Origin of the sequence: Pseudonocardia parietis (assembly GCF_017876315.1) — a bacterium.
Lineage (GTDB): Bacteria > Actinomycetota > Actinomycetes > Mycobacteriales > Pseudonocardiaceae > Pseudonocardia > Pseudonocardia parietis.
On the sequence record NZ_JAGINU010000003.1, the window covers coordinates 22,633 to 47,048 of the forward strand.

The 24,416-nt window shown below is 71.4% G+C and carries 21 protein-coding genes; 8 read left to right on the plus strand and 13 right to left on the minus strand.

The window, feature by feature from the left end; all coding sequences use genetic code 11:
* The first annotated feature begins 40 nt into the window (after positions 1–40).
* Positions 41–835, plus strand: coding sequence for a type IV secretory system conjugative DNA transfer family protein (locus JOF36_RS35735; RefSeq protein ID WP_210036677.1), 795 nt, complete (start codon positions 41–43; stop codon positions 833–835).
* Between the two features lie 167 nt (positions 836–1,002).
* Here JOF36_RS35735 and JOF36_RS35740 read toward each other — a convergent pair whose 3' ends face one another.
* From JOF36_RS35740 to JOF36_RS35755, 4 genes are all read right to left on the minus strand, one after another.
* The gene (locus tag JOF36_RS35740) at positions 1,003–1,413 is read right to left on the minus strand and encodes a hypothetical protein (protein ID WP_210036678.1); all 411 of its coding nucleotides are present in this window, start codon (positions 1,411–1,413) and stop codon (positions 1,003–1,005) included.
* Between the two features lie 98 nt (positions 1,414–1,511).
* Positions 1,512–2,330: a ParA family protein gene (locus JOF36_RS35745; RefSeq protein ID WP_210036679.1), complete on the minus strand. Its 819-nt coding sequence runs from the start codon at positions 2,328–2,330 to the stop codon at positions 1,512–1,514.
* Positions 2,331–3,165: 835 nt separating this feature from the next.
* Positions 3,166–4,104 (minus strand): helix-turn-helix domain-containing protein, encoded by a 939-nt coding sequence (locus tag JOF36_RS35750; RefSeq protein ID WP_210036680.1) that lies wholly within the window; start codon positions 4,102–4,104, stop codon positions 3,166–3,168.
* Positions 4,013–4,678 (minus strand): DUF6879 family protein, encoded by a 666-nt coding sequence (locus tag JOF36_RS35755; RefSeq protein ID WP_210036681.1) that lies wholly within the window; start codon positions 4,676–4,678, stop codon positions 4,013–4,015. The genes JOF36_RS35750 and JOF36_RS35755 overlap by 92 nt, the downstream gene beginning before the upstream one ends.
* Positions 4,679–5,450: 772 nt before the next feature.
* On the opposite strand from JOF36_RS35755, the gene JOF36_RS35760 reads away from it, so the two are divergent.
* The 4 genes from JOF36_RS35760 to JOF36_RS35775 all read left to right on the plus strand — a co-directional run bounded on the left by JOF36_RS35760 (position 5,451) and on the right by JOF36_RS35775 (position 9,855).
* Positions 5,451–5,756 carry a hypothetical protein gene (locus JOF36_RS35760; protein WP_210036682.1) on the plus strand — a complete coding sequence of 102 codons (306 nt, stop codon included), beginning with the start codon at positions 5,451–5,453 and terminating at the stop codon, positions 5,754–5,756.
* Between the two features lie 190 nt (positions 5,757–5,946).
* Positions 5,947–7,197, plus strand: a complete 1,251-nt coding sequence (locus JOF36_RS35765; protein WP_210036683.1) for a hypothetical protein — start codon at positions 5,947–5,949, stop codon at positions 7,195–7,197.
* Between the two features lie 68 nt (positions 7,198–7,265).
* On the plus strand, positions 7,266–8,894 hold the full coding sequence (locus JOF36_RS35770; RefSeq protein ID WP_210036684.1) for a type IV secretory system conjugative DNA transfer family protein: 1,629 nt from the start codon (positions 7,266–7,268) through the stop codon (positions 8,892–8,894).
* A 274-nt stretch (positions 8,895–9,168) separates the two neighbouring features.
* Entirely contained in the window at positions 9,169–9,855 is a 687-nt protein-coding gene (locus tag JOF36_RS35775; protein ID WP_210036685.1) for a hypothetical protein, read from the plus strand.
* Positions 9,856–10,058: 203 nt separating this feature from the next.
* Here the strand turns inward: JOF36_RS35775 and JOF36_RS35780 are convergent, their stop codons facing one another.
* Positions 10,059–10,220: a hypothetical protein gene (locus JOF36_RS35780; RefSeq protein WP_210036686.1), complete on the minus strand. Its 162-nt coding sequence runs from the start codon at positions 10,218–10,220 to the stop codon at positions 10,059–10,061.
* A 216-nt stretch (positions 10,221–10,436) separates the two neighbouring features.
* On the opposite strand from JOF36_RS35780, the gene JOF36_RS35785 reads away from it, so the two are divergent.
* On the plus strand, positions 10,437–11,234 hold the full coding sequence (locus tag JOF36_RS35785) for a hypothetical protein (protein WP_210036687.1): 798 nt from the start codon (positions 10,437–10,439) through the stop codon (positions 11,232–11,234).
* Between the two features lie 12 nt (positions 11,235–11,246).
* Here JOF36_RS35785 and mobF read toward each other — a convergent pair whose 3' ends face one another.
* Positions 11,247–15,968, minus strand: coding sequence for a MobF family relaxase (gene mobF / locus JOF36_RS40510; protein WP_210036688.1), 4,722 nt, complete (start codon positions 15,966–15,968; stop codon positions 11,247–11,249).
* 321 nt (positions 15,969–16,289) lie between these two features.
* On the opposite strand from mobF, the gene JOF36_RS35795 reads away from it, so the two are divergent.
* Together JOF36_RS35795 and JOF36_RS35800 are read left to right on the plus strand one after the other, a co-directional pair.
* Entirely contained in the window at positions 16,290–17,318 is a 1,029-nt protein-coding gene (locus tag JOF36_RS35795; protein WP_210036689.1) for a hypothetical protein, read from the plus strand.
* 240 nt (positions 17,319–17,558) lie between these two features.
* A complete protein-coding gene (locus JOF36_RS35800) occupies positions 17,559–18,272 on the plus strand; it encodes a translation initiation factor IF-2 (RefSeq protein WP_210036690.1) in 714 nt (237 codons plus the stop codon).
* Positions 18,273–18,294: 22 nt separating this feature from the next.
* Here JOF36_RS35800 and JOF36_RS35805 read toward each other — a convergent pair whose 3' ends face one another.
* The 7 genes from JOF36_RS35805 to JOF36_RS35835 all read right to left on the minus strand — a co-directional run bounded on the left by JOF36_RS35805 (position 18,295) and on the right by JOF36_RS35835 (position 24,239).
* A complete protein-coding gene (locus JOF36_RS35805) occupies positions 18,295–18,969 on the minus strand; it encodes a hypothetical protein (RefSeq protein ID WP_210036691.1) in 675 nt (224 codons plus the stop codon).
* A gap of 62 nt (positions 18,970–19,031) precedes the next feature.
* On the minus strand, positions 19,032–19,550 hold the full coding sequence (locus tag JOF36_RS41530) for a WhiB family transcriptional regulator (protein WP_210036692.1): 519 nt from the start codon (positions 19,548–19,550) through the stop codon (positions 19,032–19,034).
* A 24-nt stretch (positions 19,551–19,574) separates the two neighbouring features.
* On the minus strand, positions 19,575–20,561 hold the full coding sequence (locus tag JOF36_RS35815) for a bifunctional DNA primase/polymerase (protein ID WP_210036693.1): 987 nt from the start codon (positions 20,559–20,561) through the stop codon (positions 19,575–19,577).
* Between the two features lie 15 nt (positions 20,562–20,576).
* Complete coding sequence (locus JOF36_RS35820) at positions 20,577–21,026, minus strand: DUF3846 domain-containing protein (protein ID WP_210036694.1); 450 nt, start codon at positions 21,024–21,026, stop codon at positions 20,577–20,579.
* Between the two features lie 183 nt (positions 21,027–21,209).
* On the minus strand, positions 21,210–21,758 hold the full coding sequence (locus JOF36_RS35825; protein WP_210036695.1) for an Rv3235 family protein: 549 nt from the start codon (positions 21,756–21,758) through the stop codon (positions 21,210–21,212).
* A 616-nt stretch (positions 21,759–22,374) separates the two neighbouring features.
* Entirely contained in the window at positions 22,375–22,524 is a 150-nt protein-coding gene (locus tag JOF36_RS35830; RefSeq protein WP_210036696.1) for a hypothetical protein, read from the minus strand.
* 215 nt (positions 22,525–22,739) lie between these two features.
* Positions 22,740–24,239, minus strand: coding sequence for a ParB/RepB/Spo0J family partition protein (locus tag JOF36_RS35835; protein ID WP_210036697.1), 1,500 nt, complete (start codon positions 24,237–24,239; stop codon positions 22,740–22,742).
* Positions 24,240–24,416: the final 177 nt, after the last annotated feature.

Below are 24,416 nucleotides of genomic sequence, written 5' to 3' on the forward strand. Positions count from 1 at the left end.
TCACTTCTAACCCGCCGTTGACACCTCGGGCGGGGTGTGGATGGGAGTCCGGCAGGTCGTCGGCCCCTGGGTGCTCAACCGGGCACTGCACCAGATGTGCAGTCCCCCGCCCGGCCGCGGGCTCGACCTGCGCTCGTTCATCGGGCAGCACGGCTCGCTGTATGTGATCGGCGGATCCCGCCGGACCCGGTCCGCGGTACCGCTACTGACCGCGCTGGCCGAGGAATTCATTCTCGCCGCCGAGGCCCTGGCCGGCGACTACCCACATGAACGGCTCGACCCGCCTGCCTCGGTGGTCCTCGACGAGCTCACCAACGCCACCCCGATCCCGCAGCTACCGAGCCTGCTGTCCCAGGTGGCGGGCAACGGCATCTCGATTCACTGGGCTGCACAGTCGATGGCGCTGCTGGAGGGAACCTACGGACCAGTCGGTGCCCGTAGCGTCATCGGCAACACCACCGCCCTGAGCGTGTGGGGTGGGATCCCCGACCCGGCCACCCTCGAAATGTTGTCCACCCTGATGGGGCAACGCCAGCAGGTCCGAACCCAATATCAACAGGACGGGATCTTGTCCCCGAGCCGTACCAGCGTCGGCACCGAATGGGTGCCGATCCTGCGCGCCGGCGAAATCCGGCAAATCCCCCGCGGGCAAGTGCTGCTGGTCTACCGGCACCTCGGCGCGATCCTGGCTCACACCACTCCCCTGAGCCACCGGCGCGACGCCGCCCAGATCCTGGCCGATGCCGACACCCTGCGCGGCCGCGCCGCACCCGTCGACCCAGCCGGCTACGCCCATCGCGCCGCCACCATGGCGTCAGCCGCCCGGGACCGGTAGTGGCCTGCACGAACGGCGGCAACTGGAACCTTCGGACTCCTGCCGTCTGACCAACAGCCGTCGGATCGGCCGGATCCGACCGGGATGGCCGGCGACGGTCCCCGTCTCCGGCCGCGCTTCTGCGGGCCGGAGGCGGGAGCTTCGCGCCGTTTCGGGCTCGTCTTACATCATGGGCTCGTGTTGCGTCGCCGCCGTGCGCTGCGGCCGCGGCGTTTCGTCGCGGGCGGCATCCGGAACGGCTCGCCGCCGTTGAACCGCTGCTCCAGGTCGGCGGCCACCGTGATCATGTAGTCCTCGATCGCGGCGGTCATGTTCTCCGGGACGTCGTCGTCGGCATCGGGGTTTCGCGACGTCCAGTGAATCGCCGCCCGGAACCGGAAGTACGCGGAGTCTTCGACGTAGAACGACCGGTAGTCCTTCTCGCCCGGGATGCAGTCGGGGTCCTCCAGTGCATTCAGCTTCGGCGCGGCCGTCTTGGCCGCGCCGGCGCGTCGGCGCGCCGGCTGAGGCGCGGTCCGGGCTGGCTCGGGTTCCGTCGGCGCGGCGGTGGGCGTCTCGGTCGGTGTCTTGTCCGGCACGTCGACCGGTCCGAGCTTTGGGGGGGCAGGGGCGTCGGGGTCGACCGGGGCTGGCCGGTTCAGCCGCGCCCGGAGCCGATCGCCTTTTGGGGTAGGGCTCATCGCAGGACTCCGATCGGATGCCCGTCGCGCTGCATGAGGTCACGTTCCAGGAATGCTCGGAAGATCCCGGCGAGACCGCGGGAGGCGATGTCGCTGCGGTCGCCGAGGCGCTCGCCAATCTGGAACGCCTCGTTCACGGCGGTGCGGCGTGGCACCTCGGCCCGGACTTCGTCGCCGAAGGTCTCCAGGGCTTCGGTCCGGATGGCGTCTTCGATGCCTGTGCGAACGTCGAACGCGGATAGGACGACCCCAGCCCAGCGGAGCTGGTGCGAGCGCTGGATCTTCCTGACTCGTTCCTTCGCCTCGCCAGCCTTTCGGATCGCGTCCGTGGTCGGTGCAATCGGGGCGTAGGCGACGTCGGCGGCGTACATGGCCTGGGTGACGAGCGCTCCGGTCCGGCCGCCGGTGTCGAGCAGGATCAGGTCGTAGCGCTCGTAGAGCTCGGCATCCTCCAGGATGTCGTGCAACAGGTAGGCGTCGGCGATCGCGACCTGGGAGAAGCCTTGGAGGCTCGCCCCGGCTGGGATCAGGTCGACGCCATCCCACCCGCCGGGCCGGATCTCGGCGAGCGCCCGCTTTGCGCCCTTCTCCGAGCTCTCCTCCCCCGACGCGATCCCGGCGTCGTTCAGGACCTCCCCGAGTCCGGTCGCGTGCTGCCCGGCGCCTTGGCGGTACGACATGTTCTGCTCAGGGTCGATGTCGATCAGCAGCGTGCGGTAGCCGGCGCGTGACGCCTCCCCGGCCATCGTGAGCTGCCACAGGGTCTTGGCCGTCCCGCCCTTTCCCGACAGGACGACCGCGGTCGTGGCGGTCATGTACTCCTCGCATCGTTGACTTCGGTGGGGCGCGTGTAGAACCCGCGTTGCCCGGAACGCTAGCGGCGCCCGCCGGGTCTACCTAGCACTGTGGGCGTGTCGTGCGTGCTCAGCTTCTCAAGCCTTGCATGCGTTGCGGGTCCGGTGTACGTCACGGGTCGCGCATGCTCTGTGAGCCCGTGAGTTATGGAACGTACTGACAGTGTGGCAGGCCCGAGAGGTTCATATTGCCCGACAAGCCCGTCACGCTTACGACGCACTGCATGTGTGCAGCGCTACCAGGGCGTCGGTAGCCCGACACACGTGGTGAGCCCGCAACATGCAACAGGCGTTTAGAGCCCGACAAGCCCGTCACACTTACGACGCACTGCATGTGTGCAGCGCTACCAGGGTGTCGGTAGCCCGGCACACGTGCCCAGCCCGCAACATGCACCGGGCGTTTAGAGCCCGGAAAGCCCATTAGGCTTCTCAGGCCCTAACAGCTTGCAGGACCCGTCGAGCCCCGCAAACACTGCTGGCTAGCTGGGCTCTGAAAGCCCGTAACGTATTACGAGTCAGCAGGCGTCAGCTCCCGGTGGGAGGTGCGCTCGGTCGACGGGAGGTGGCCGACCCGCGACGCTCGTCGACGGTGGTGCTGCGCAGTTGGATGCCGCAGCGCACCCCGGGTTCCGTCGAGACCCGGGCGTTCCAGCTGGCCGGTTTGGGTCCCCCCCTCCTGCGGCAAGAGGGGGCGTATCGAAGCTAGGCGTGAGGTTGAGGTTGGCCGTCGCAACCCCTTGGTCGCGGATTGGGTGACGTTCCGAGGACAGGAAACGCCGGGCGACGGAAGGGCCGATTATCGGCCCCGGGCCACCCGCTCGATCAGCGTCCGTGCCTCGGCCTCGTGGGCCGCGGCCTCAGAGAGTCGCCGAAAGGTGGCTGCGAATGCGTCTAGGTCCGGGCGCTCAGTGGGGAACGCCGGCCCGATGTCCGTAGCGACCTGAGCGGCGCGGGAGTCGTAGAGGTGGAAGGTGCCCTCAGGGGGAGGGACCATCGTCTGTCCGAACGGCAGGATCGCAACGTCGATGTTCGGGCGCTCGGACAGCTCAACGAGGTGCCGGAGCTGCCCGTTCATCACTTTCTGGGACCCGACGATCCAGCGAAGGGCAGCCTCGGATAGCACTTGCTCGAACCGCTTGTCGGGATCGTCGAGGAGCGCCAGCCGGCCGCGCCGCTCCACGGCCCATGCCTCGTCGGGGGTCCACTCGTCCAGGGCCACGGTGTACTCCCACGTTTGGAGGAGCCCGGGGACGATTGTCGGCTGCCACGAGCGGATCACCCGGGACTGCGTCTCCAGGAGGCGGATGCGGCGCTGGATCTCCGCGGCCCGCCGGATGATCCGCGTCTGTCCGGACACGGAGTCGGCCTTCACCGCGCTACACAGCTCCACGAGCTCGCGGCGTTGGTCCGGTGTGGCGTTCAGGGCGTGCCCGTACTGGGCGGCCTCGTCGGGATGGAGGGTGAACTGGCCGCGCTCGGCCCGCGTGATCTTGGACTGGGTCAGCCCGGAGAGGGCCGCGGCGTCAACTTGCCGCAGCCCCGTCCGACCGTCCGGGTGGCGGTACCCCTGGCGGATCTCCAACAGCAGCGCGGAGGTCCGGTCGCGGGGGTCGTCGGCCGACCGCTGACGTGTTGGCACCGCGTCAGGCTGCCACCCGGCCTCGGTGCAGCTCCGGATGCCGTTCCCACCACTGGTGGAAGGGCTCCGCGCGTTCCCAGGCCAGGTCGCGGTCATGCCGGAACTCCTCCAGGCGGTCCGGCGGGAGAACTCCGGCGCCGACGTAGCGGCCGTGGCCGTCGTAGATCATCGGCACGACGAGCTGTTCGTTGACGATCCAGTAGTCCATCTCCAACAGCTCGGGGACGTCGTGCTCGTCGTCGCGGAGCACTCGGATGTCTTCGTACCGGGCGTTGTACAGGTAGCCCATGTGGCACTGGTAGAGCTCGTAGTCCGTCAGCGTCGGGCCGAAGCGGCGCACCCGCCGGGAGTCCTGCCCGTTTTCTCGCTCACGGCGGATGACCTCGTACCACTCCTGCTTTCGGGACCAATCCGGTTCGATGGCGCCTTCCTCTCGAAAGCGCCGCCAGTCGTCGCCGTCCGAGTCCACGCCGTACGCGGGAAGTTGTTCCATGCGGAACAGCTGGTCACCGGGCCTGTAGAAGTGCGCGTCGATCAGCGCTTCCAGGCTGGCCATGTCGAGGAGCATTGACGGCACCCAGGCTGGAGCGCGGCCGAGGTGTTCGCCTGGCCCGACGTGTTTGGCGAGGCGCTGGTGCACGTCCGGGTCGGTGATGTCCTTCGTGATCACGAATCGGTCTCCTGGCTGATCGGGCAGGGTGTGGACTCCTGGGCAGCTGCGCCGTTCCGAGGATTCCTGGGTGTTCGCTGCAGTGATCAGGGTCTGGACGGCGGTCATCGCGGGTTCCCCTCCGGCTGGCCTGTGGGCCTGCTCAGTGTCCGACCCGCCGACAGTGGTAGTCAACTCGGCATTGCCTACAAGCATGGCGCCCCTCCAAGGCATAGTCAATCGTGGGTTGCGTACGGACTTCAGAGGGTCCAAGCTTTAGGGGCACAGTCGCCCACTGCCACAGGGGCCGCGACGCCGGTAGAACTCGGGCGCCACGGTCCGACAAGAGCGCTATTTGTGGGCGAGCCTCTTAAGAGGAGCGGTCCCGGCAGGTGGTGAGACACCTGCCGGGACCTGGTGGATCGCACGACCAGGAACTTGCGGAACTCAGGAGGAACGATCCGATGAGTAGTATCTCTCAGCCCCTGCCGGCCCGGTATCGAGGTCCCCGGGAGGGAGAGGCAAATCTGATCGCGTGCGTGGTCGGTGGAGCGGGCTTGGCCGGGGCGGTCAGCCCTATCGCGGAAGCTGTCCTGGGGGTCGCCTTTGTGGGCGGCCCAGTGGCCGCGGGGCTGGTGTGGGCGGTTCGGCAGGAGCTGCGGATCCGCCGCCGGTTGCGGGACTTGGACGGGGACCCGACCACCGCCGCGGTGACGCGGCGGGGCCCGCGCGAGCTCACCGCTGCGCCCGCGGTGGCGCGGTCATGAGGGGGCGTGGCGCGGGGCAGCGGGTCGTGGCTGTGCGGGGGTGGTCCACGCCGTTGACCGGTCAGGGTGACGGGGTCGAGCACGAGATCGCTGATGCCGATCTGGCCGCGGGCCGGGGCAGTGGCCGGTATCGGGCGGTGTGCGGGGTGGTCGTGGCGCCTGCGGCGCTGACCGCGCGGCCGGGACGACCGTGCCGGGCGTGCGCGGCGGAGGTGGACCCGGCCCCGGAGGCTGCCGTTGATGCGCATGCGCTGCGCCGCGCGCTGTCGGCGTGGGTGCATCGGTTCCAGCTGCGGGCCGAGCGCCCGCGGATGAGGGAGGTGGCCTGGTGAGCGCCGGTGGTCCCGTTCCGCTGTTGGCCTGCACCGAGTGCCCGGCCGTGTGGGCGGCGAGTCCGGAGCCGTGGGGGCCGGTCGAGCCGACGGGGTGTCCGTCGTGCGGCGCCTGGTCCTGGCTGGTGGCCACGGACGCCGTCGCAGCAGGCCTCATGCCATCGAGCACCCATGGTCGGGAGGAGATCCGATGACCACCACCAGTGACGGCACGCGCACTCGTGACAGCTCGGCTCCCTCGCCGGGAGCGTTGGGCGCGTGGTTACACCCGACGGCGCCCAGGACGGCGGCGCAGGAGTCTCCTGCCGCGACGGCGGGCGTGATTGCGCTGCCCGGTACGGGCAGCCAGTCCGCCGCGGACAGTGTCTGGCACGACGAGAACGTGGGGGAGGAGTCGACCCCTGGCGCCGCGCTGGCGGGGCCCGAGCAGCGGGTCGAGCAGCGGCTGGACCGCAAGCGGGTCCGTCTGGCATACCGCCGTGGAGTGGCTGAACTGGAGCGTGACCCGGCGTGGCTGGATCGGCTGTCGTGGTGGGAGCGGCGCCGGGAGGCCGCGGCGGCGCGCCGGGTTCGTGGTGCGCAGCGTCGGCAGCTGCTGGCTGGCGCCCGCTCGGGTCAGCAGCTGGCCCGGGTTGAGCAGCGTGCGGAGGCGCGGCTGACGGCCGCGGAGGTCCGCGACCGGATCTGGCATCGCCGCGCGCTCTCGCGCCGGCACCGGATCTTGGACCCGGCGTCGCGGTTGGCGGCGATCCACCGCACCAACGTGGTCGCCTCGGTGGTGCTGCAGATGGTGGCGCTAGCGGGGATCGTGTGGACCTCGGTGGGTGTGCATGACGCCCTGGTCGGGCCCGGTGGGTCGCCCCTGGCCTACCTGGTGGAGCCGATCTTCTCGCTGCCCCTGCTGGTGTTCATGGCCGTGACCGCACTGGCCGCGCAGTGGGGGCACGTGTTCCCCGCCCCGGCGCAGCGCCGGCAGGTGTTCGCGATCGAGACGGGCCTGTTCGCGGTGACGGTCGCGCTGAACACCTTCCCAGTGCTGCCGGGGGTAGGCCGTTGGCAGGGCGCAACAGTGTTGCTGGCGCATCTGGTCCCGCCGGGGCTGATCCTGGTGGCGCTGGTCGGGCAGCTGGTGGTGTCCGGGTTCTTGTCGAAGCTCCTGGTCGATGCCTACGTGGAGGCGACCGAGACTGGGTCGAGCCGGCTGGATCTAGACACCCTGAACGTGGTGCGCATGGTCGCCCGGGTCCAGTCCGCGGTCACGGCCGGCGATCTGGAGACCTGGGCCGATACCGGACTGCCAAGCGTGTCCGCGATCGCGCGCTACTTCACCTGCGAGAAGCGTAAGGCCCAGGCGGTACATGACGCCCTCACCGAGCTGGCCACCCCGGCGACGGCGGAGCACGGCCGGACCCGCCGGATCGCTGAGGGCGGTGCCCGGTGAGCGGCGCGACGAACGCCCACCCGACCGTCGGCCGCCCTCGGCCGGGTGCGGTCGGGATTGCGGTAGGCATGGCCACGGTGGCCGTGGCCACCGTGGTGTGGACGACGGTGGTGCTGGTGGTGCTGGGCGTCGCCGCCGCCGGGCTCGCGAGCTGGGCGGGCTGGTGTCAGCGCGATCCGGTGCGGCTACGCCGCCGAGCCGGCACCGAAGGCTGGCTCGGCCCGCGCGACCTGCTGGTGACCGCCGGCGGGCGGGCGGTGTGCCGCCGGGCCGGGGTCCCCGGCTGGACCCGGTTGCACCCGCCGGTCGCCCAGGCGGGGATCACAGTGGGCCGAGTAGTCACCGGCCCAGTATGGATGTGGCGCCGTCGAGTGTATTCGCCCTGGTCGCAAGGGGTGCTCGTGCTCGGCCCCCCCGGTTCGGGGAAATCGACCCTGCTGAACGGGGCGATCTGCCAGGCCCCGGGCGCGGCGTATGTGACCTCGACCAAGACCGAACCCTACGACCGCACCGCAGACACCCGCGCCCAGGTCGGCGACGTGCACGTGTTCAACCCGACCGAGCTGGGCGGGCTGGCCTCGACGTTTCGCTGGGACCCGGTGGCCGACTGCACCGACCCGGAGATCGCCGACGCCCGAGCCCGCGCGCTCGTCCGCGGTGGTGGCGGAGCCACCGGCACGCAGAACGCGGAATTCTGGGCCGGTAAGGCCGCCGAGATCCTGCGCTGCTACCTGCTCGCCGCCGCGCTGACCGGGCGCGACATGGGCCAGGTGATGGCCTGGGCGCAGCAACCCGATTCGGGCGAGCCGACCGCGATCCTGGCCCAGCGCGACCGCGCGGTCCCGGAGGGGTGGCGCGGGTTGTTGGAGGCGAACCTGGCCGCGACCGCGAACACCCGCACCGGTTACTTCGCTTCCCTGCTACCAGCGGTGGCGTTCATGGGTCACGCCGAGGTCGCCCGCGCCTGCCGCCCGAGCCCGGGGCAGGGCCTGGACCTGACCCGATTCCTGCAGGCGAGCAACACTCTGTACGTGGTGGCCGGGGACAACGAGCAGATTGCCCCGCTGATCACCGCGTTGACCGAGGCGGTGTTCGCCGCGGCCAAGCGCCTCGCCGCGACCCGCCCCGGCGGCCGCCTGGACCCGGGGTTGGGACTGTTCCTCGACGAGATCGCCAACATCACCCCGGTGCCGCTAGAGACCTGGGCGGCAGACTCGCGGGGCTGGGGGATCACCGTGTGCGCGGCGGCACAAGACCTGGCCCAGCTCGAGACCCGCTGGGGAAGGCCAAAGGCGCGCACGATCTTCTCGAACCTGCCCACCCGGATCGTGTTGCCCGGGGTCGCGCAGAAAGACGACCTCGAAGAGCTCTCGTATCTGGGTGGGCAGCGGTGGGCCCGCCAGACCAGCGAAAGCCACGCCGCCACTGACGGCGGACGACCGCGGCTGACTCGTAGCCGGTCCTGGACCCGTGAGCCGGTCGCGCCCGGGCACCTGATCCACGCCCTGCCGCGCTGGCACGCCTACGTACTCGGTGTGGCCTCGAAACCGGTGATCGTCCGGTTCCATCCCGGCTACCGCGGCCGCGGCCGCGCGGCGGCGGCTCGCGCGGGCGCCACCGATACCCCCCGGGTCGTTGAGCTGGCGCCGCCACCCGACGAGACAGGAACCGACTACGGACCGAGCCAGGCCGCCTGAGCGCGCGCCGCGGGCACACACGAGAGGCTGTTCACCGATGACCGAACCACCCGAGCACCCACATCAGACTGGAGTCGACCCTGACTCATCGGGCCACGCCGCCGGCCACGGCGAGCCCGACGCCGAGGCGGCCGACCCCGCAGTCGGTCCGGGCCCAACTGGTGCGAGCGACGGGCTGAATCACCCCGGACCGGCTACGGCCCGCGACGGCGGCCCCTACAACCCACCCCCGGACAGCCCGGATCCGACTACCGCCCCGGCTCTGGCCGGACTGGTGCGGGCGGTCCGGGCTCGGGTCGAGCACCTCGAGACCGGCCATGCCCATCTGCGGGAGGCCGTCGAGCAGGAACTCGAACCCACGGTGACCGAGCTGCGGCGACAGACCTTCGAACAGCTCGCGATGCACACTGCCCAGATCCGGAATCTGGTCGCCGAGGCCGAGAGCGAGAACCACCCCCCGATCGACTGGCCGGCGCTGAGCGTCGACGAGGCGAGCGACCAGTGGCCGATTCTGGCCCAATGGATCGGCGAAGTGCTGGTGCCCTGGTACGAGGTCACCCGCGAGGAGCTGCCCGATTGCTGGGCGCTCCACCGGCCCGCGGTGGTGGAGCTGTCCTGGTTGCGCGTGGCCTACGCCCAAGCTCACGTCTCGGCCGCCACCGCCGGGGCGTCCGCAGATTGGCACACCCGCTGGCTCCCTGCGGTCCTGTCCCGGGTCCGGGCCGTCGTCAACCGCGGCCGGCGATGCCGTCCCGGGGAGCACGACGTCTCCGAACAGGACTCCCGCGCGCGCCGTCTCGAGCCGGCCCCGAGCGAGCCTGGCGAGGCGACCGCGCTACCACACGAGCAGCTCGCCACCCCGGACTTCTGGTGGGCCTTCTACACCGAGGCCGTGCATAGCGATCTCGCCCGGCGCACTGAACAGCGCCACACACCGCCGGCGGCCGACGAAGCCGACTGACCAGTCCGCCACATCGGGTCCCGAAGCCGCCGCCGAGTGTGGATCTGGGCTCCTCGTCTGGTTTCACCGCGCAGGGGCGGACCCACCCCTGCACCGCCGCGTTCGGGCATCTCGCAGCCGCTCGCAATCTGGACGACGGAAGCGGCTTCAAGCGGCTTCACCTGGTAGTCGGTTCCCGCCCGTCGTCCCGGGCCCGTCACCTATCAGCGGAAGCTCTGATCGATGATCCGAGGCCGACGGCGGGGGATCAGCTTCGCCAGGCGGGCGCCTGGGTCGGTGAGCGCGCCTCGGAACCGCTCGGACCAGGTGTCGATGTCTGAGCCGAGATAGCGGGTGAGCTTGCGGGTCGCCCGTTGCCGGTCCATCGCGACGACCTCCGCGACGCCGGAGGCGGTGACTTGCAGGACCGTCCCGGTGTTGAGGTCGCACGTGTCGATGACCAGGGCGACCTCCGGGTCGGTGGCCAGACGCTGTGACAGCTTCGTGTCGGCCCCCCGCCTGTCGGCCCCGGCTGTCGGTACCCGGCGCTACCGTGGTCGCAGAGGCGACGAGCGGTCAGGGTTGGGGGTGCGGTGATGCCGGTGGCTCGAGTGAAGCGCCCGGCTACGCCGCCGCGGCCGGCGTATCGGCCGCTGTTCGATCCGGCGGTCGAACAGCCGCCCCGGTCGGCGGTCGACTTCTGCTGGGAGACCCCGGTCAGCGTGTGCGTGTACTACGACCAGGCGCTGCGCGTCCTCGGCGGGGATCGCACTGCGGGCCAGGGCTACCTGCTCGGCCACCCTGAGGTCGCCGAAGAGGTGATCGAGGCGATCCTGGCCGCCCGCGAGGCCGGGGTCGCCGCCGCGCTGGACACGCTGTGCCGCGAGGGCGGCTACCTCAAAGTCGGCCCCCACCACCCGCGCCCCGGCCGGGCCTCGGTCGGCAAGTACCTGCCCGGCCAGCTCTGCATCACGCGTGTCCCGCACGAGTACATGCTGGGTCGGCACCCCGACTATGAGCCGACCGCGGACCTGGCCCGGCTGCACGACCACATCTTCATCGGCGCCGACGGTGTTGCCGACGAGGACCGGCAGTGGTGGCCGGTCGACCACGACAGCCTCCGCAAGCCCGTTATGCAGATGGCCGCGGTCGCTCACCGTGCGGCGCTTGAGGACGTACTTGCCGCGCGTCTCGGGGTGCGGTGGTCGGTCCCTCCAGGTGGGCGTGAGGCGATGTACCGCCCACCGATCCGCCAGGCATTCCGCGACATCGTCGTGCCGGACGTCGAGGACGGGGAGCCGTGGCATCCGCGCGCGTATTGCAGCTGGGGGCTGTGGCGGTGTCGGCGCTGGAATGTCGCCGACGAGCTGTATCCGAACCGGGACCCGGACGCCTCCTGACACGAGTTCGTGTTACGGCTCGATGCCCATCCCAGCCTCGTCACTCCGGTCGCGGCCGCGGTCGCTCTCGCGGGACGGCCCTCGGCCCTCGGTGAGGGTGGCGTCGTAGCCGCGGTCGCGGACCAGGTCGGCCGCGAGGCTGCGGTCCTGGTGTAGCGGTTGGTCGCGCCGCTCCCGGTCGAGGCCGTCGCGGTCGGTGGCATTCCGGCGCTGGGCTTGGTCCACACCGGCCGCCATGGTGGTGTCCCAACGGTCGCGTTCGGCGCGCATCGCGGCGCTGATCTCGGCCTGCCGACGAGCCTCCCCGACGGTGACCGGACCCGGCTCCTCGCTCCACCCTTCCGCGCTGGTGGCCCGCTCGGGGCTGCCGGCACGGACGTCCGCGACCGGCTCGACCGGGTCCGGCGCGCGCAGGGCTGCGGCGGCCGCGGTGTCGACCGGGCGCGGCGTGATGCCGAACAGGGGGTCCTGTCGCTCCTCGCCCACAGCGCGGTTCGGCTCGTTACGGTCGCGCTCGGTCGTGCTGTGTTCCGGCTGCTGGTCGCGCATAGCGTGCTCGCGCTCGCGCGGGGTGCGTTCGTCGGTGCCTGGTTCGCGGGTGACGGTGACCCGCTCGTCGCGTTCGTGGGCGCGTTGCTGAGCCTTGCCGCGTGGCCGCACTGGGTCGCGGTCGACTGACAGATCGAGGCGCTGCTGGGCCGGGTCCCGATCCCGGCCACCTCCCTCGCGGGTGCGATCGTGCGCGCGGTCGCGGGAGCGCTGGTCGTCGGGTTCGACGACGTCGATGGCGGCGAGTTGTTCCCCTGCCGTCGTGGCGGGGTCGCGGGCCAGGCCGCGCCGTTCGAGTTCGTCGCCGGCGAGCCGGTGGCGGTCCTTGGCGGCTTCGACTTCGGTGACCCAGTCGCCGCGACCGCGGTGGATGACTTCGAGGTGGGCGGCGCGGGCGTCGAGCTCGGCGGCGGCCTGGCGGGCGGCAGCCACGTCGATGTCGGCGAGCTCGCGGTCTGGGCTGCCCTCGGGGTGCTGCGCGGCAGCGGCGGCGAACAGGATGGCGTCGTTGTGCTGGTCGCGGGCCGCGGCGCGGGTGTCGGCGATCTCCTCGGCCACGTAGTAGGGCGCGAAGGCGCGTTCGCGGTCGTAGCGAGCCCGCATCGCGGCCAGTTCGGCATCTGTGGCGGCCTGGTAGTCCAGGGCGTCGACCGGGGAGCCCAGCGCGCGGTGGGCTTGGCGCCACAGCGCCCGGTGGAACTCCTGCTCGGGGGAGGGGGCTGCGCCGAGGGAGATCGAGGTGTCGGGGAGGTTGCGCAGTTCCCGGTAGGCGGCCACCACTCCGGCCCGCTGGACCCACTCATCCTGTTCATGCTGGCTGCCGCCGCGCTGGGCCGGCGGAACCCCCAGCAGTCGCGATTCCAGGGCCCAGGCGGGCGGGTCAGCGGCTGCGGCAGCGCCAAGTTCGGCCTGCCGTTCGGTGGCCGCCTCCGCGAGGGCGCGGGCGTAGTCCCCGGCCGGTCCGGGCAGCGGCTCGGTCAACGTGGACCAGTCCCGCCCATCGGTGTCCCGCTCGGGGATACGCTGGTCGGTCGTCCAGCCGACGCGGGCGCGCAGCACATCGGTGACCGAGTTCGCACCGGCCAGCGATCCGCGGCCGACTGCCTGCGTCAGCACCGCGGCGGGGTCGTGCCCGGCCAGCTCAGCGGCCCGGGTCGCGCGCAGCAACCCCGCCCATCCGGGCTCGGCCACGAGCTGCTGGACCCGGTCCGCGCCGAGCAGGTGGGTCAGGGTGTCGGTGTAGCGGTCCCCGGCGTACTCGGCGGTCAGCAGGTCCCACTGGGTGCCCACCGAGGCTAGCGACCGCCCGTCCTCCAGTCCGGCCCGCCGGGTGGTCTCCGCCGCCGCCACGCCCTGGTCAGTGTGAGTCAAGACCTGCTCGAGGACCGCGCGGGCGGTCGAGGCCATTCGTTCGGGTTCGTGGTGGTCGGGTTCGCGGGCGGTTTCGACGTAGAAGGTGTTGCACTCGCGGCCACGGGTCCCGGCCGGGTAGGCGCTGTTGCGCGGCGTGCTGGCATCGACCAGGGCATGCCCGGTGTCGACGGTGATGCCCTCCGCGGCGTGCACCGTCGCCGCATAGGCCAGGGTCAGGTGCTTGGCGACATAGACATCCGGCAGGTGCGCGCTGACCCCGTCCTCAGTGCTGCGCACCAGCAGGTATCCGTGCTGGTCGCGGCCTTCCACGGTGTAGGTGGCCTTGTTGGTCACATAGCCGGGCCCGTCCACCCGGATGGTGCGGTCGATCTGGCGGGCCTGGACCACATCGCCGACCCCGACCAGGTTGGTGTCGCGCAGCGTGGCCAACACCTCGGGTTCGACCCGTCCGAGCGCCACCAACTCGGCGCGGAGCATCCCCGACAGGTCGCGGGCTTCGTCGTTGGTGCGTACGACCAGCACCGATGTCTTGCCGTCCACGATGTCGGCGAGGTAGCCGCGCACCGCCAAGTCGCGGATCTCGTCGCGGCTACCGGCTCGCAGTCGGCCGTGTTCTTCGTAGGCCGCAAGGGCGGCCGGATCCCCGACCCGCAGCTGGACCGACGCGGTGTTCTCCCAGTCCTCGCGGAACCGGTGGATCGTGGACAGCTCGGCGGCACCGGTATCGGCGATCAGCAGTTCCAGGATGCCGCCGGCACCCACTGCGACCAGCTGCTCGGTGTCGCCGGTATAGACCAGCTTGCCGCCGCCGGCGGCCACGATCTGCGCGATCCGCGCCACTTGACCGGTGTCGGACATGTTCGCCTCGTCGAGCACGACCAGGTCCCCGGCCTGGACCCGATCGCGCACCAGTCCGTCCTCGTCGGGGGCGAACCGGGCCAGGAACTGCGCGGTGTTCAGCCCCTCCAGACCGTCGGCGACCAGCACGTTTGTCGCGATCTGCGCGGTCGCTAGCCCGACCACCCGGCCGCCGGTGTGGGTCTGCCAGACCTGCGCCAGCCCGGCCACGGTGCGCGACTTCCCGGCCCCGGCCGGCCCGATCAGCACATCCCCGCCGCGACCCGAGCCGACCACATCGAGCACCGCGGCCTGCTGATCCGCCGAGAGGCCGGCGGCCTCCAACTCGACCCGGGCGAGTTCGGCAACCGGCCCGACCAGCGCCGGAGCGCCCGGCTGGCGCGCCAGGGCGACCAGCCCGGTCTCGGTGCCGAGATGGGCCAGGGTGGCGTAGCGCTCGTCGTTGTGCGGGCGGTAGTCACTCTTGCCATCCGCGCGCTGCAGCGCCTCCGGCACCGGCGCCGGATCCGGCGCCGAGACCAGCGCGATCCCGTACCGCGCCGGCTCCCGCGCCACCTGCGCGGCGAGTACTTCGGCGGTCTCGGTGCTGGCCTCCGGGGTCATGTTCTGCTGCTCCCGGATGGTGTCGATCAGGTTGCCCAGTTCCCACGTCGCGTAGCGGGTCTGCACCTGTTCCACCGCGGCGTGCAGCACTTGGTCGAGGGTGCGGTCGGCGTATCCGCGCTGGTCGGGATGCCCGTCACGGCCGACCCGGTCGGCTTCGCCGGCGGTGCGGGTGAACATCTCCCGGATCGCGACGGTCTTGTCGGCGCCCCAGTCCCGGATCTGGGTCAGCGGCCCACGGTCGGTCTTCCCTTCCCGGGTTTCGAAGGTCGCTTCCTGCCGGATCCGCTTCAACGCCGCCGGTCCGGGCTCGCGGTCGTGCTGGTCGCGGTACTTAGCGACGAGCTCGTCGGTGCGCTTCATCAGCTGCTCGCGCCGCGACGACCCCGACGCCAACAGGCCCCGGTCCATCCCGAGGATCTCGCGGGCCTTGCCGTCCGGGCGCAGCGCGAACACCACCGGGAACTCGGCGGTCATCCCCGTCTCGACCTCGCGCATGTAGATCGCATCCGCGCCCATCTTGATCGGGCGAAACCCCTTCCCGTCCACGGCCCGAATCTCGCCGTCCCGCTCGGTCACCGCTCGGTTCAGTACCGCGAAATGGGCGTGCATCTGCGGCTCCTGTGCCCGGCTGGTGCGGTGGTCGAACTCCACCGCGACCAGCCCCGTCGCCCGTTCGTAGCGGCCCACCGAGCGCCCTCCGGCGGTCTTGCCGTGATAGCCAGACCGCACATACGCGGCCTCGGTTTCGACGAAGCCCATGGCCTTCTGCACCGCCGCCCGGTGCAACGCCATCACCTTCTCGGCCTCCGCGGTGCGGCCCTGGGCGACCAGCCCGGCGTAGTACACCGACACCGACTTCGCCGGCGAGAACGTCAAGTCGTAGTAGCCCACCGCCTTGCGCTGGTCCACGTACTGCTCGTGTCGGATCTGGGCCTTGCGTTCGTCGGTGGCGTCCGGCTCGGCCGCCAACGCGGCCGCGGTGCGCTCCTTGACCGACCGGAAGGTGCGCGGCTTCCGGCCGAGATACACCGGGTCCTTCTCCGTCGAAGTTGGCTGCCGCAGCTGCCCGAAAATCGCCCGCACATCAGCTTCGAGGGCCTCCTGGCCGGCGCTCATCCCCACCATCGACAGGCCCTGGCCCCACCAGACCCCGGCCGGCTCCTTCTCCGCGCCGGAGATCAGATACTCCGCGCCGGCCCGCTCGGGGCCGCCCTGCTCGCGGCTCTGTTCGCGGGCCCGCTCGTGCTCGTGCTCCGGGGCGCCGCGCACGTGTTCGTGGTCGGTGCAGCCGCATCCGCGCAGCAGGTAGTCGATCGCGTTCGCCGAGACGGCGGTGATCGACAACATGGCCACCACAGTACCAAGATCATTATGTAATGCATAGGTGTATCCATCTTTGGGTGGTAGGGTCTCGAAGTAGTACTTGAAGGAGAGAATATGTACCAATCGTTTGGTAGAAAATGACTGTCTGATCGAGAGCAGGCGAGCGGGTGACGACAGCCGAGAGAGACGAGAGAGGTCGGGGCCGTTGTTGTGTCGTTGACCAGTGAGTTGCGGTCGGGCGCGTTGGGCGCATGGATGTGGCGGGCGCTACCGCGGGCTCGGGCGCTGGCTGAGGAGGTCGGACGGGCCCTAGCCGACCGACCTGTGGTCACGCCGCCCCGACGCATGGCGACCCGGTTCTATGGAGAAGTGGGCGGCGCGTTCGGGCAACGCCTCGGGTTCGCCGTGGAGCCGGCACCGCCCTACTACGCGCTGTTGGGCGCCTACAACGCCGGCCTGATCGGCTGGGACGACGCGAACGCGCTCGCGGCCCGCTTCCCCACCCATCGCGATGTGCCGCCGCCGGCACCCGATAGACGGGATGACCGGCTCTCGGACCGGCCGGCGCCGGCCGGCTGGTTGGATCTGCGCCCGCCACCCGGCCCTGAGCCGGCACCGGCTCGCTGGCAGCGGGGCACGGCCACCGCGGCGGTGCAGGCGATCGCCGCACGGACCGCGGATCTGCTCGCGCGGGACACGGAGCCGGGCCGGTTCGGCTCGGTGGAGGTGGAGACGGAACTGAACCGGCTGTGCTTGTTGCTGGCCGGTTGGGAGCAGGCCTACCGCGGTGGTGCCCTCGACCGGGAGGTGGCCGCGTTCTACCGGACTCTGGCCGACGCCCGCCTCACCAGCGGGGCCGACCGTGAGCTGCTGGTCGCGGCCGTCGAGGGGCTAGAACGGGCACCGTGCACTGACCTCGATGCGCTCACCGCGGCTGCCCGCGACACCGGGCTTCTCGACCAGCTCCGCACACTCGCTGGTGACCCGACGCCAGGTCAGAGCCTGGGTCATGCCGGGCCGGTGTTCGTGCCGGAGTGGGCAGACGGTGACGTGCTGATCATCCACCCGGACCGGGCCACCGGCGCCACCCTGCTCGATGTGAAGACGGTGACCCGCGTTGATGACTCGCGCCGGGTGGCGGGGTGGCTGTTCCAGGTGCTCGCCTACGCCTTCCTCGACGCCGAGTCCGGCGACGACTGGGGCATCGGCCGGGTCGGGCTGGTCTTCGCCCGGCACGGGGTCGTGCGGTGGTGGCCGCGCGACGAACTGACCACCTACCTGGCCGGTGGCCGCTGCCCGGCCGAGGTCCGCCGGGAGTTCTTCACCGAGTTCGAGCAGACCATCACCCGGCTCGGCGCCCGCATCACTACCTGATGTGGTCCGCGGAGGGCGCAGCTGAGTACGCGGGGCCGACCCGCGCGACCAGCACAAACCGGGGCGTGGCACACGCACTATGGCGGGTGACCGCAGTCGGCGCGACGGCCGGCAGCACGACGCCGTGCGGCAGTGCCGGCGGACCGAGCCGCGCGCTGGTGGTGTCGCCGAGATGACCGCAGCGATCTCGGCTAGGTCACGCCGAGCTGTCCCGAGAAGGCAACATCAGGCGACGGTCCGGTGACCACAACGGACCAGGAAGTGGGTTCCCGAACGGCTTGTGGTGCTGGCAAGATCGCTGGTCGGAGCGTCACGTCAGCCGACCCGAGGAGGACGCCAGCGATGGCGGCGAAAGGTTGGAAGGGCTCGAAGCGGGCCAGCACGAACGTGGTCCGCGAGCGCGTGAGCCGGCTGACGGCGGCGCGCGACGCGCTCGATGCTGAACAGGCCGAGCGGCGGCGGCGGGAGGACACCGCGTTCACGCGCTATGCCGAGGCTGCGGCCCGGGCCGAGACCATCACCGGTGAACGGGACGCGGCGCTCGAGCAGCTCCAGGGCGAACGGGCCAGGGTCGAGCAGCGAGCGGCCGAACGGCTCGGTGAGGTCGAGACCGAACAGCAGACCGTGTTGGTCGAGCTCAACGCGGCTGGTCGCAGCGCCGAGGAGCTGGCCGCGCTGTTCGAGCTGCCGGTCAAGCGTGTCCGGACGCTGCTACGGGCCGCCCGGTCAACCACGACCAAGGGTCCGAACGCCGCCGCTGCACGAGCGGACAGCGCGCCGGTCACTCGGTCGAGGTCAACGACCACGGCCGCCGACCATTCGGGATCAGACGACCCGGCGTCGTCATCTGAGAGTGAGCGTGCGACGTCGGCGAGCACGGGAGCCGCGGTGGTCGGCGCTGGCCACGTCGACGTTGGGCCGGCCGCGGGCGACGGATCGCCCGGCAACGAGTAGTTCGCTCTCGGCGCCCGCGCGGTCAGCGGGCGGGACGTGGATGGCCGGCCCGGCCGGGCCGGCTCCGGCGGTCGGCGAACTGCCACAGGGTGCGGCGCGTGTAGCGCCGGCGCCCGTCCTCATCGACGGCATCCGGATTCGGAAAGTAGGGGTCGTCGCGGGAGATGTAGGCCCGCAGCGTGCCGGCGTCTTCGTAACCCAGCACGGCGGCCGCGGCCGTCAGGTCGAGCAGCTCGTCCGGGTCGCCGTTGCGGTCGACTGGGGTCAGGGTGGCGCGCTGGGCGGCCTGCCGCTGCTCCCACCAGGAGTCCGTGAGGTCGGGGTCCCAGTACAGGCGTCGCCCGTGCCGGGTGACCGGCGCCGGGTGACCGTTGTCGACCCGCCGGTGGTACAGGTCGGTCAGGTACTGCTCGCTGACCCGGTACCGGCGCGCGAGGGCCGCCCGACCCAGCAGCGTGCGGCCCTCGTGCACGAGCTGGTCGGGCTCGCCGCGGCCGGTGTCGACGAACGCGCGCATAGCCTGCTCGTCCCACCACTGCCGCCGCCCCTCGCGGTAGGCGACCGGCGGGTGCCCGTTGGTGGCGCGGTCGCGCCACCAACGTTCGGCGGTCGAGACCGCGACCCCGAACGTCGCGCAGATCGCAGCCCGGTTGAGCACGGTGCGGCCGTGGACGACGTGGCGGTCGGGCGTAGACACGCCCGACAGCCTAGAACGCGCACCGAGTCCGGCCGTCGGCCCACGAACGTCGAGGATGGTCATCAGCTTTCGGACTGCGCCCGCTCGGCGGCGATCCAACGGTCGACCGTGCGCAGACAGACGCCGAACGCGGCCGCGACCACGGTCCGGGGGTGCCCGTGCCGGTCGATCGCGCGCCGGGCGAGGCGGCGCTTGTCAGCGATCGTCGCCGCGCGGCGCCACTCCGCCAACACCGGCGCATCCCCGCCGCCACCGGGGTCGGCGCTGCCGGCGCGCCGCGCGGCATGGTGTGCACGGGCTCCCCGGCGCGTGCGGGCCCGCCGCTCGCTGGCCGTGGTTCCGCCCCACACCCCGAACGGCTCGCCGCGGTTCAGCGCTATCTCCAGGCACTGCTCACGGACGAGACACCGCCCGCAGACCTGCTTAGCCTGCTCAACCTGTCGGCGGCCCGGACCCACCTCGGAGGCCGGATAGAACAGCTCGGGGTCTGCGCCGCGACAGGCGGCGGCGTCGCGCCAGTCCTGCCCGTGCCGCCCGGCGCGCGGCTGCAGGGTCGACTGCGTGATCGGTTGGCTGGTCATTGGTGGTTCACCTCCTTCGCTGTGTCACTCCGCGTGCCCTCGGTCGGCCTTGTCGGTGATCGTTCGGGGCCGGGCCATGCCGTACGCGAGACCGTCGGCGACGTCGCGCTCGACTTCGGTCCGGCTGGTGCTGGTGATCCGCCCGTCGGCCGAGCGGGTCTCGCCGATGTGGCGGTGCACGATCGGGAGCAGCTCGGCGAGTGCGTCGTTGTAGGTGAGCGCGTTTCCGCCGACGAGCTGGCCGAGCTTGCGGGCGGCCTTGAGCCGGGCCTCGTGGCGCTTGCCCTGCCCTACCGGCGTGGCCGTCAACTCCTCGATCTCGCCCTTGACGATGGCCGCCACCAACGCGCCGGGCCGACCCTGGGCCACGATGGCTGGCATCGGCGCGGTGTCCGGGTCGGGCTCGGCCGGGCCCAGGGCGTCCAGGTGCGCGGCGAGCCAGCCGGGCAGCGGCGCGATGGCCTGGCGGTTGACCGCCTGGTAGGTCCCTTCGGTGCGGGTACTGGTTGCGGCGACGACATAGCCTCCGTGCGCTCTGACGTCCACGCGCCATCCCAGGCGTCCGGCGCTGTTGCGGTAGTGGCTGCCGGCCGGTGCGCGGAAGTACAGATGCAGGCCGCCGCCGGTGGGGGTGGTGACGGCGTAGGTCGCCCAGGGGGCGGGCTGGCCGGCCTCGCGGGCGAGCTGGGCCAGCACGTCGCGCCCGTCCCGGCACCCGGTGAAGGGCTCCGGGGCGGCTTCGCCGCGGCCGTGGTCCAGGTCGATCACGACCAGTCCGCTCTTGCCGGTGGCCACGCCCAGGTTGTAGGGCCGGTGCGCCCACCAGCGAACGATCTGGGCGGTGTCGCGAGTGGCGGCGGCCTCCCAGTCCTTGACCGCGGGAACCTTCGCGCCGACCCGGACCGGGAACACGAACAAACCCGCTCGTGCCGCCGCGAGCGCGGCGTGGCCGCGTCGCCCGAGGGTGGCCGGCACCTCGCCCCGGTGATCGTGGGTGATCTCGGTAGTCATGCCGTGTCCCTCCTCTTAGCTGGCGGTGCGGATCTCGCCGCGCAGGCTGGCGGCGATGACCTCGGCGGCCTGGCGGACGCTTGCGAACCCCTCGGGCACGTCGGCGATCTCGCCGCTGCGGCTGCCGAGAAACACCACGTCGCCGACGTAGATCGGCAGGTCCTCCGGGTCCAGGGCGATCGCCTGGTCGTCGGTGGGGTGGGTGAACCAGTAGCTGGCGATGTACTCCGCGACCGGGTTACGGAACGCCGGCCAGGCGAGCAGCCCCTCCTCGTCGCACCACATGTCCAGCGCCGGGTCACACGGAAGCGACACCTTCTCGACCATCTCGGCGCCGATCACCTCGTAGAGCCCGGACAGGGTGTCGGCGGTCGGGATCTCCACGTCGCGGACCTGGTGGGTGACCGTCACCAGCACGCCGCGGATCGTCTGCTCGGCCGGGCCCTCGGTCTGGTTCTCGTTCATCTCGGGTGCTCCTTCGGAGGCTGGGGTTTGCGGTGTCGACCAGGCTTGTCGGAACCTGACCAATACCTAGTATTTTACATCAGCAGAACGGTTTGAGGCAAGGAGTTTCTGTGCTCTGACCTGCTGTTTTACTCGTAGAGGTCACCCCAGGGCCGGTGCCGACCCCGGGGACGCCCGTGGTGGCTACAGGGCACCGAGGCTGGTGAGGCGCCATCCGGTTGTGGTGACCAGTTCGAACCGCGCGGCGAGTGCGACCAGGCGCCCGCTGGTGATCGAGGCCAGTCCGCAGACCTCGCCGACGCCCTCGCATGGCTGGCTGATGTGGCAGGCCCGCAGGCGCCCGGTGCCGGTGAGCTGGCCGCGGCGCAGCTGGTGTCCGCGCGCCTGGATGTACTGCAGAACCCGCGGGTCGGTGAATCCGGTGAGCTGGCTGATCGGGCGCCGTGCAGCGAGGGCCTCGACGGTCAGTCGCAGCACGGTGACGGCGGCCCGTGCCAGGTCGCGGTCGCGCACGACATCCGAGGTCGGCTGGCCTTGCCAGAAGTAGCCCTGATCGGTCGTGGCGAGGTCGGTGACCCACTGCGGTTCGGCCACGGCGCGGTACTGCGCCGCGAACGGGTCGACGCGCGACATGACCCGCACGACGGTGCGCTGATCGCCGACCAGCTCGGTCACGTACTCGGCGGCGAGCCGGTACTGGCTCTTGCGGGCTGCGGCGACCTTGTCCTGCATCGGGGAGTCCCTTCGGTGTGCGGGCCGGTGCTGCTCGGGCTTGTCGGTCCCTCGCAACAACACTGATTCTACATCGCCCAGCGATGTGGGTCAAGGCGAATTGGTGGTTGACCTGCGGTTTTACCCCCTCTCCGAAGCGAGGCCGGGTCCAGGGCAGCGCCCTGGCCCCCGGAGGGAGCGGCCCGCTAGGGCCGTGCTCTAGACCACGGCCGGTGGGCACTCTGCGTCCGCTGAAGGGTGGGGGTCTCTCCTCGCGTCGGCAGGGCGGCGTCCTGCCCGAGAACCCGTGCAGGTGCCGGGCTCGCCGGAGGCGACCGCGTAGCGGCCGGAGCGTCAGCGGAGGGCCTGGCGGCTGTGCGGGTTCTCGGGCACCGTCCTGGCTGCGACGCGAGGAGAGACCCCCACCCGGGCCGCCAGTGGCACACCGGCCCCACCGCCCCGCCCGGGTAGTGCAGCCCGCTGCTACGGACCTACCCTTGGGCCGGTGCCCGGCTAATAGCGGGTGTCCTTCGGCGCCCGAGGGTTTGCGGGTCGAGCACCGATGGCCGGTGACCTCTTGTCGGCACCCCGTCGCCGGGGTGAGTCCTGCGGGGCTGGGTCGCCGGCCATCACTTGTTCACCCGAACTCGTCGTCTCCTGGTGCGAGTTCGAGCTGGTCGGGCTCCCGCTGGTGCTCGACCTGGTAGGCGAGCAGCATCTCGGTGAGGTGTCGCTGCTCGGAGTCGGTGAGCTCGCGGACCCCGCCCGGCGCGGCGTGGTCGACCATGAGCCACTGGCTGTCGTGGCGGATTACGTCGTCCGGGGTCAGCGCGTCGCAGTGCCCGAGCGTGTCGAGGCGTGCGCCGCGTCCATCTCGGCGTCCCAGGCCTCGCAGCCACGGTCCTGACCGGCGTGGCTGCCCATCAGGGGGCGTCCTTCCGTGCTGTGGTGGATGGAGCCCGCACCGGGCGCCGGCCTGTCGGCGGGGCGCCCGGTACGGGGCTAGGCGATGTCGTCGTCCGTTTCGGGCCCGAGCAGGCCGTGTTCGGCCAGGGCCTGCTCGGCGGCGTCGGCCGCGGCCTGTCCCTGCTCGGCCGCAGCGGCGATTTCGGCGGTGCGGCGCTCGGCCTCGGCCTCGAGGGCGCCCACGTGGGCGGTCTCGGCGTCGCCGCGCTCGTAGCCCAGCGCAGCAAGGGTGTTCCACCACCACAGGGCGGCCTCGCGGTCGCGGCGCCAGCCAATGATGCCTTCGGCGGCAGCGTCGGCGGCCAGCACCGCACGCGCCACGGCGTGCTGGGTGGCGCGCGGGGGGTTCCACTGCTCAGGGACGACGGGCATCAGCTCGTCGGCCAGGTGGTGCCGCTCGGCTTGGCCGAGCAGAGCTGGGAACCGGGCCGCCACGGTGGCGAGCAAGTCGGTGTGGCGGGCGGCGACTTTTTGGCTGCCGATCAGGCTACGCAGGAACTTCCCGCGCACGGTGCGGGCCGCATCCAGGGCGAGACGGTGCTCGTCGGCCGCGGTGCGCTCGGCCTCCAGGCGAGCGACCTCGTCGGGCGTGCGGTAGCTGGTGTGCCGGGCGCGGGTGTGGCCGTGCGCCTCCGGGTTGGTGCAGAAGTGCCGCAGCCGGGGCCCATCGTAGGCCTGCTCCACGAACGCGCAGTGCCCGTCACCGGCGCCGTCGATCTCGCCGGTCAGCGGGGCGCCGTCGGAGTGAGTGAGGAACTCGAACAGTTCATCGGGGCCGTCGTAGCCCCAGTGCAGACAGCCCGGTTGCCCGCGCACGGTGTAGCCGGCCTCGCGCGCCTCAGCCTTGATCTGTTCGGCGGCCGCGGCGCGCTGGCGCTTTTGCTGTTCTTCGGCGATGGCGTAGGGGGCCTGCTGCGGGGACTGCTCGATCCGGCGCAGGAGTCGGGCGGTGGCCTTGCCATCGTCGCGGAAGGCGTATAGCTCGGTGGCGGTGTCGAGGTCGAGCTGCCCGGCCGCGATCGCCTCCTGGGCCGCGTCGGGGAACTGACTGGTCTGGCGCGCGGTGCGGACATGGGCGAGTTTCACCCCGGCCGCGTGTGCGATCTCGCGGTCGTCAAGGCCGTCGGCGAAGGCCAGCTGCAGTCCCCGATAGCGCTCACTGGCCGAGAGTTCTCGGCGTTCGCCGTTCTCGGCCAGCTGGGTGAGCGCCTCCCGCCCGGCCAGGTCGGCGCGGACCCAGCAGGGGACCTGCCCGGTCAGCTCCGCGGTCCTCTCGGCCGCCTGGTCGTCGTCGAACCCGAACTCCTCGGGGCTCTCCGCGAGCAACTCGGCGGCGCGGCGCAGTGCCGCGCGCCGGCGCCCGCCAGCGTGGATAACGTAGCGCCCGTTCTCGCCGGGGATGACGGTCAGCGGATTGAGCAGCCCGTGCGTGATCAGCGAGCAGGCCAGCTCGTCGAGGCTGCCCCGCTCGGTCCGCACGTCGCGGTCGGGGTCGAGGTCGTCAAGGGCCTCGACCGACACCCTGATCAGATCCATGGTTCCTACTTCCTTCGGTGTGTCTGGTTCGCGGATGCACCGCCGGCTTGTCGATCCGTCGATACACCACAGATTCTACATCGGGCAGTGCTGCGGGGCCACCCAAATGGCGCCGTGACCAGCAGTTTTGCGCGCGAGCGCATCATTTGGGGGTAGTTGTTCCTCCACAGCCGCCTG

Coding starts and splice junctions, on each gene's coding strand:
- JOF36_RS35780 (WP_210036686.1), bottom strand. CDS start 10,220: ATGGACCGGCAACGGGCGACCCGCAAGCTCACCCGCTATCTCGGCTCA.
- JOF36_RS35735 (WP_210036677.1), top strand. CDS start 41: ATGGGAGTCCGGCAGGTCGTCGGCCCCTGGGTGCTCAACCGGGCACTG.
- JOF36_RS41530 (WP_210036692.1), bottom strand. CDS start 19,550: ATGACCAGCCAACCGATCACGCAGTCGACCCTGCAGCCGCGCGCCGGG.
- JOF36_RS35815 (WP_210036693.1), bottom strand. CDS start 20,561: ATGACTACCGAGATCACCCACGATCACCGGGGCGAGGTGCCGGCCACC.
- JOF36_RS35770 (WP_210036684.1), top strand. CDS start 7,266: ATGGCCACGGTGGCCGTGGCCACCGTGGTGTGGACGACGGTGGTGCTG.
- JOF36_RS35765 (WP_210036683.1), top strand. CDS start 5,947: ATGACCACCACCAGTGACGGCACGCGCACTCGTGACAGCTCGGCTCCC.
- JOF36_RS35745 (WP_210036679.1), bottom strand. CDS start 2,330: ATGACCGCCACGACCGCGGTCGTCCTGTCGGGAAAGGGCGGGACGGCC.
- JOF36_RS35750 (WP_210036680.1), bottom strand. CDS start 4,104: ATGACCGCGACCTGGCCTGGGAACGCGCGGAGCCCTTCCACCAGTGGT.
- JOF36_RS35830 (WP_210036696.1), bottom strand. CDS start 22,524: ATGGTCGACCACGCCGCGCCGGGCGGGGTCCGCGAGCTCACCGACTCC.
- mobF (WP_210036688.1), bottom strand. CDS start 15,968: ATGTTGTCGATCACCGCCGTCTCGGCGAACGCGATCGACTACCTGCTG.
- JOF36_RS35835 (WP_210036697.1), bottom strand. CDS start 24,239: ATGGATCTGATCAGGGTGTCGGTCGAGGCCCTTGACGACCTCGACCCC.
- JOF36_RS35820 (WP_210036694.1), bottom strand. CDS start 21,026: ATGAACGAGAACCAGACCGAGGGCCCGGCCGAGCAGACGATCCGCGGC.
- JOF36_RS35825 (WP_210036695.1), bottom strand. CDS start 21,758: ATGCAGGACAAGGTCGCCGCAGCCCGCAAGAGCCAGTACCGGCTCGCC.
- JOF36_RS35795 (WP_210036689.1), top strand. CDS start 16,290: ATGGCGACCCGGTTCTATGGAGAAGTGGGCGGCGCGTTCGGGCAACGC.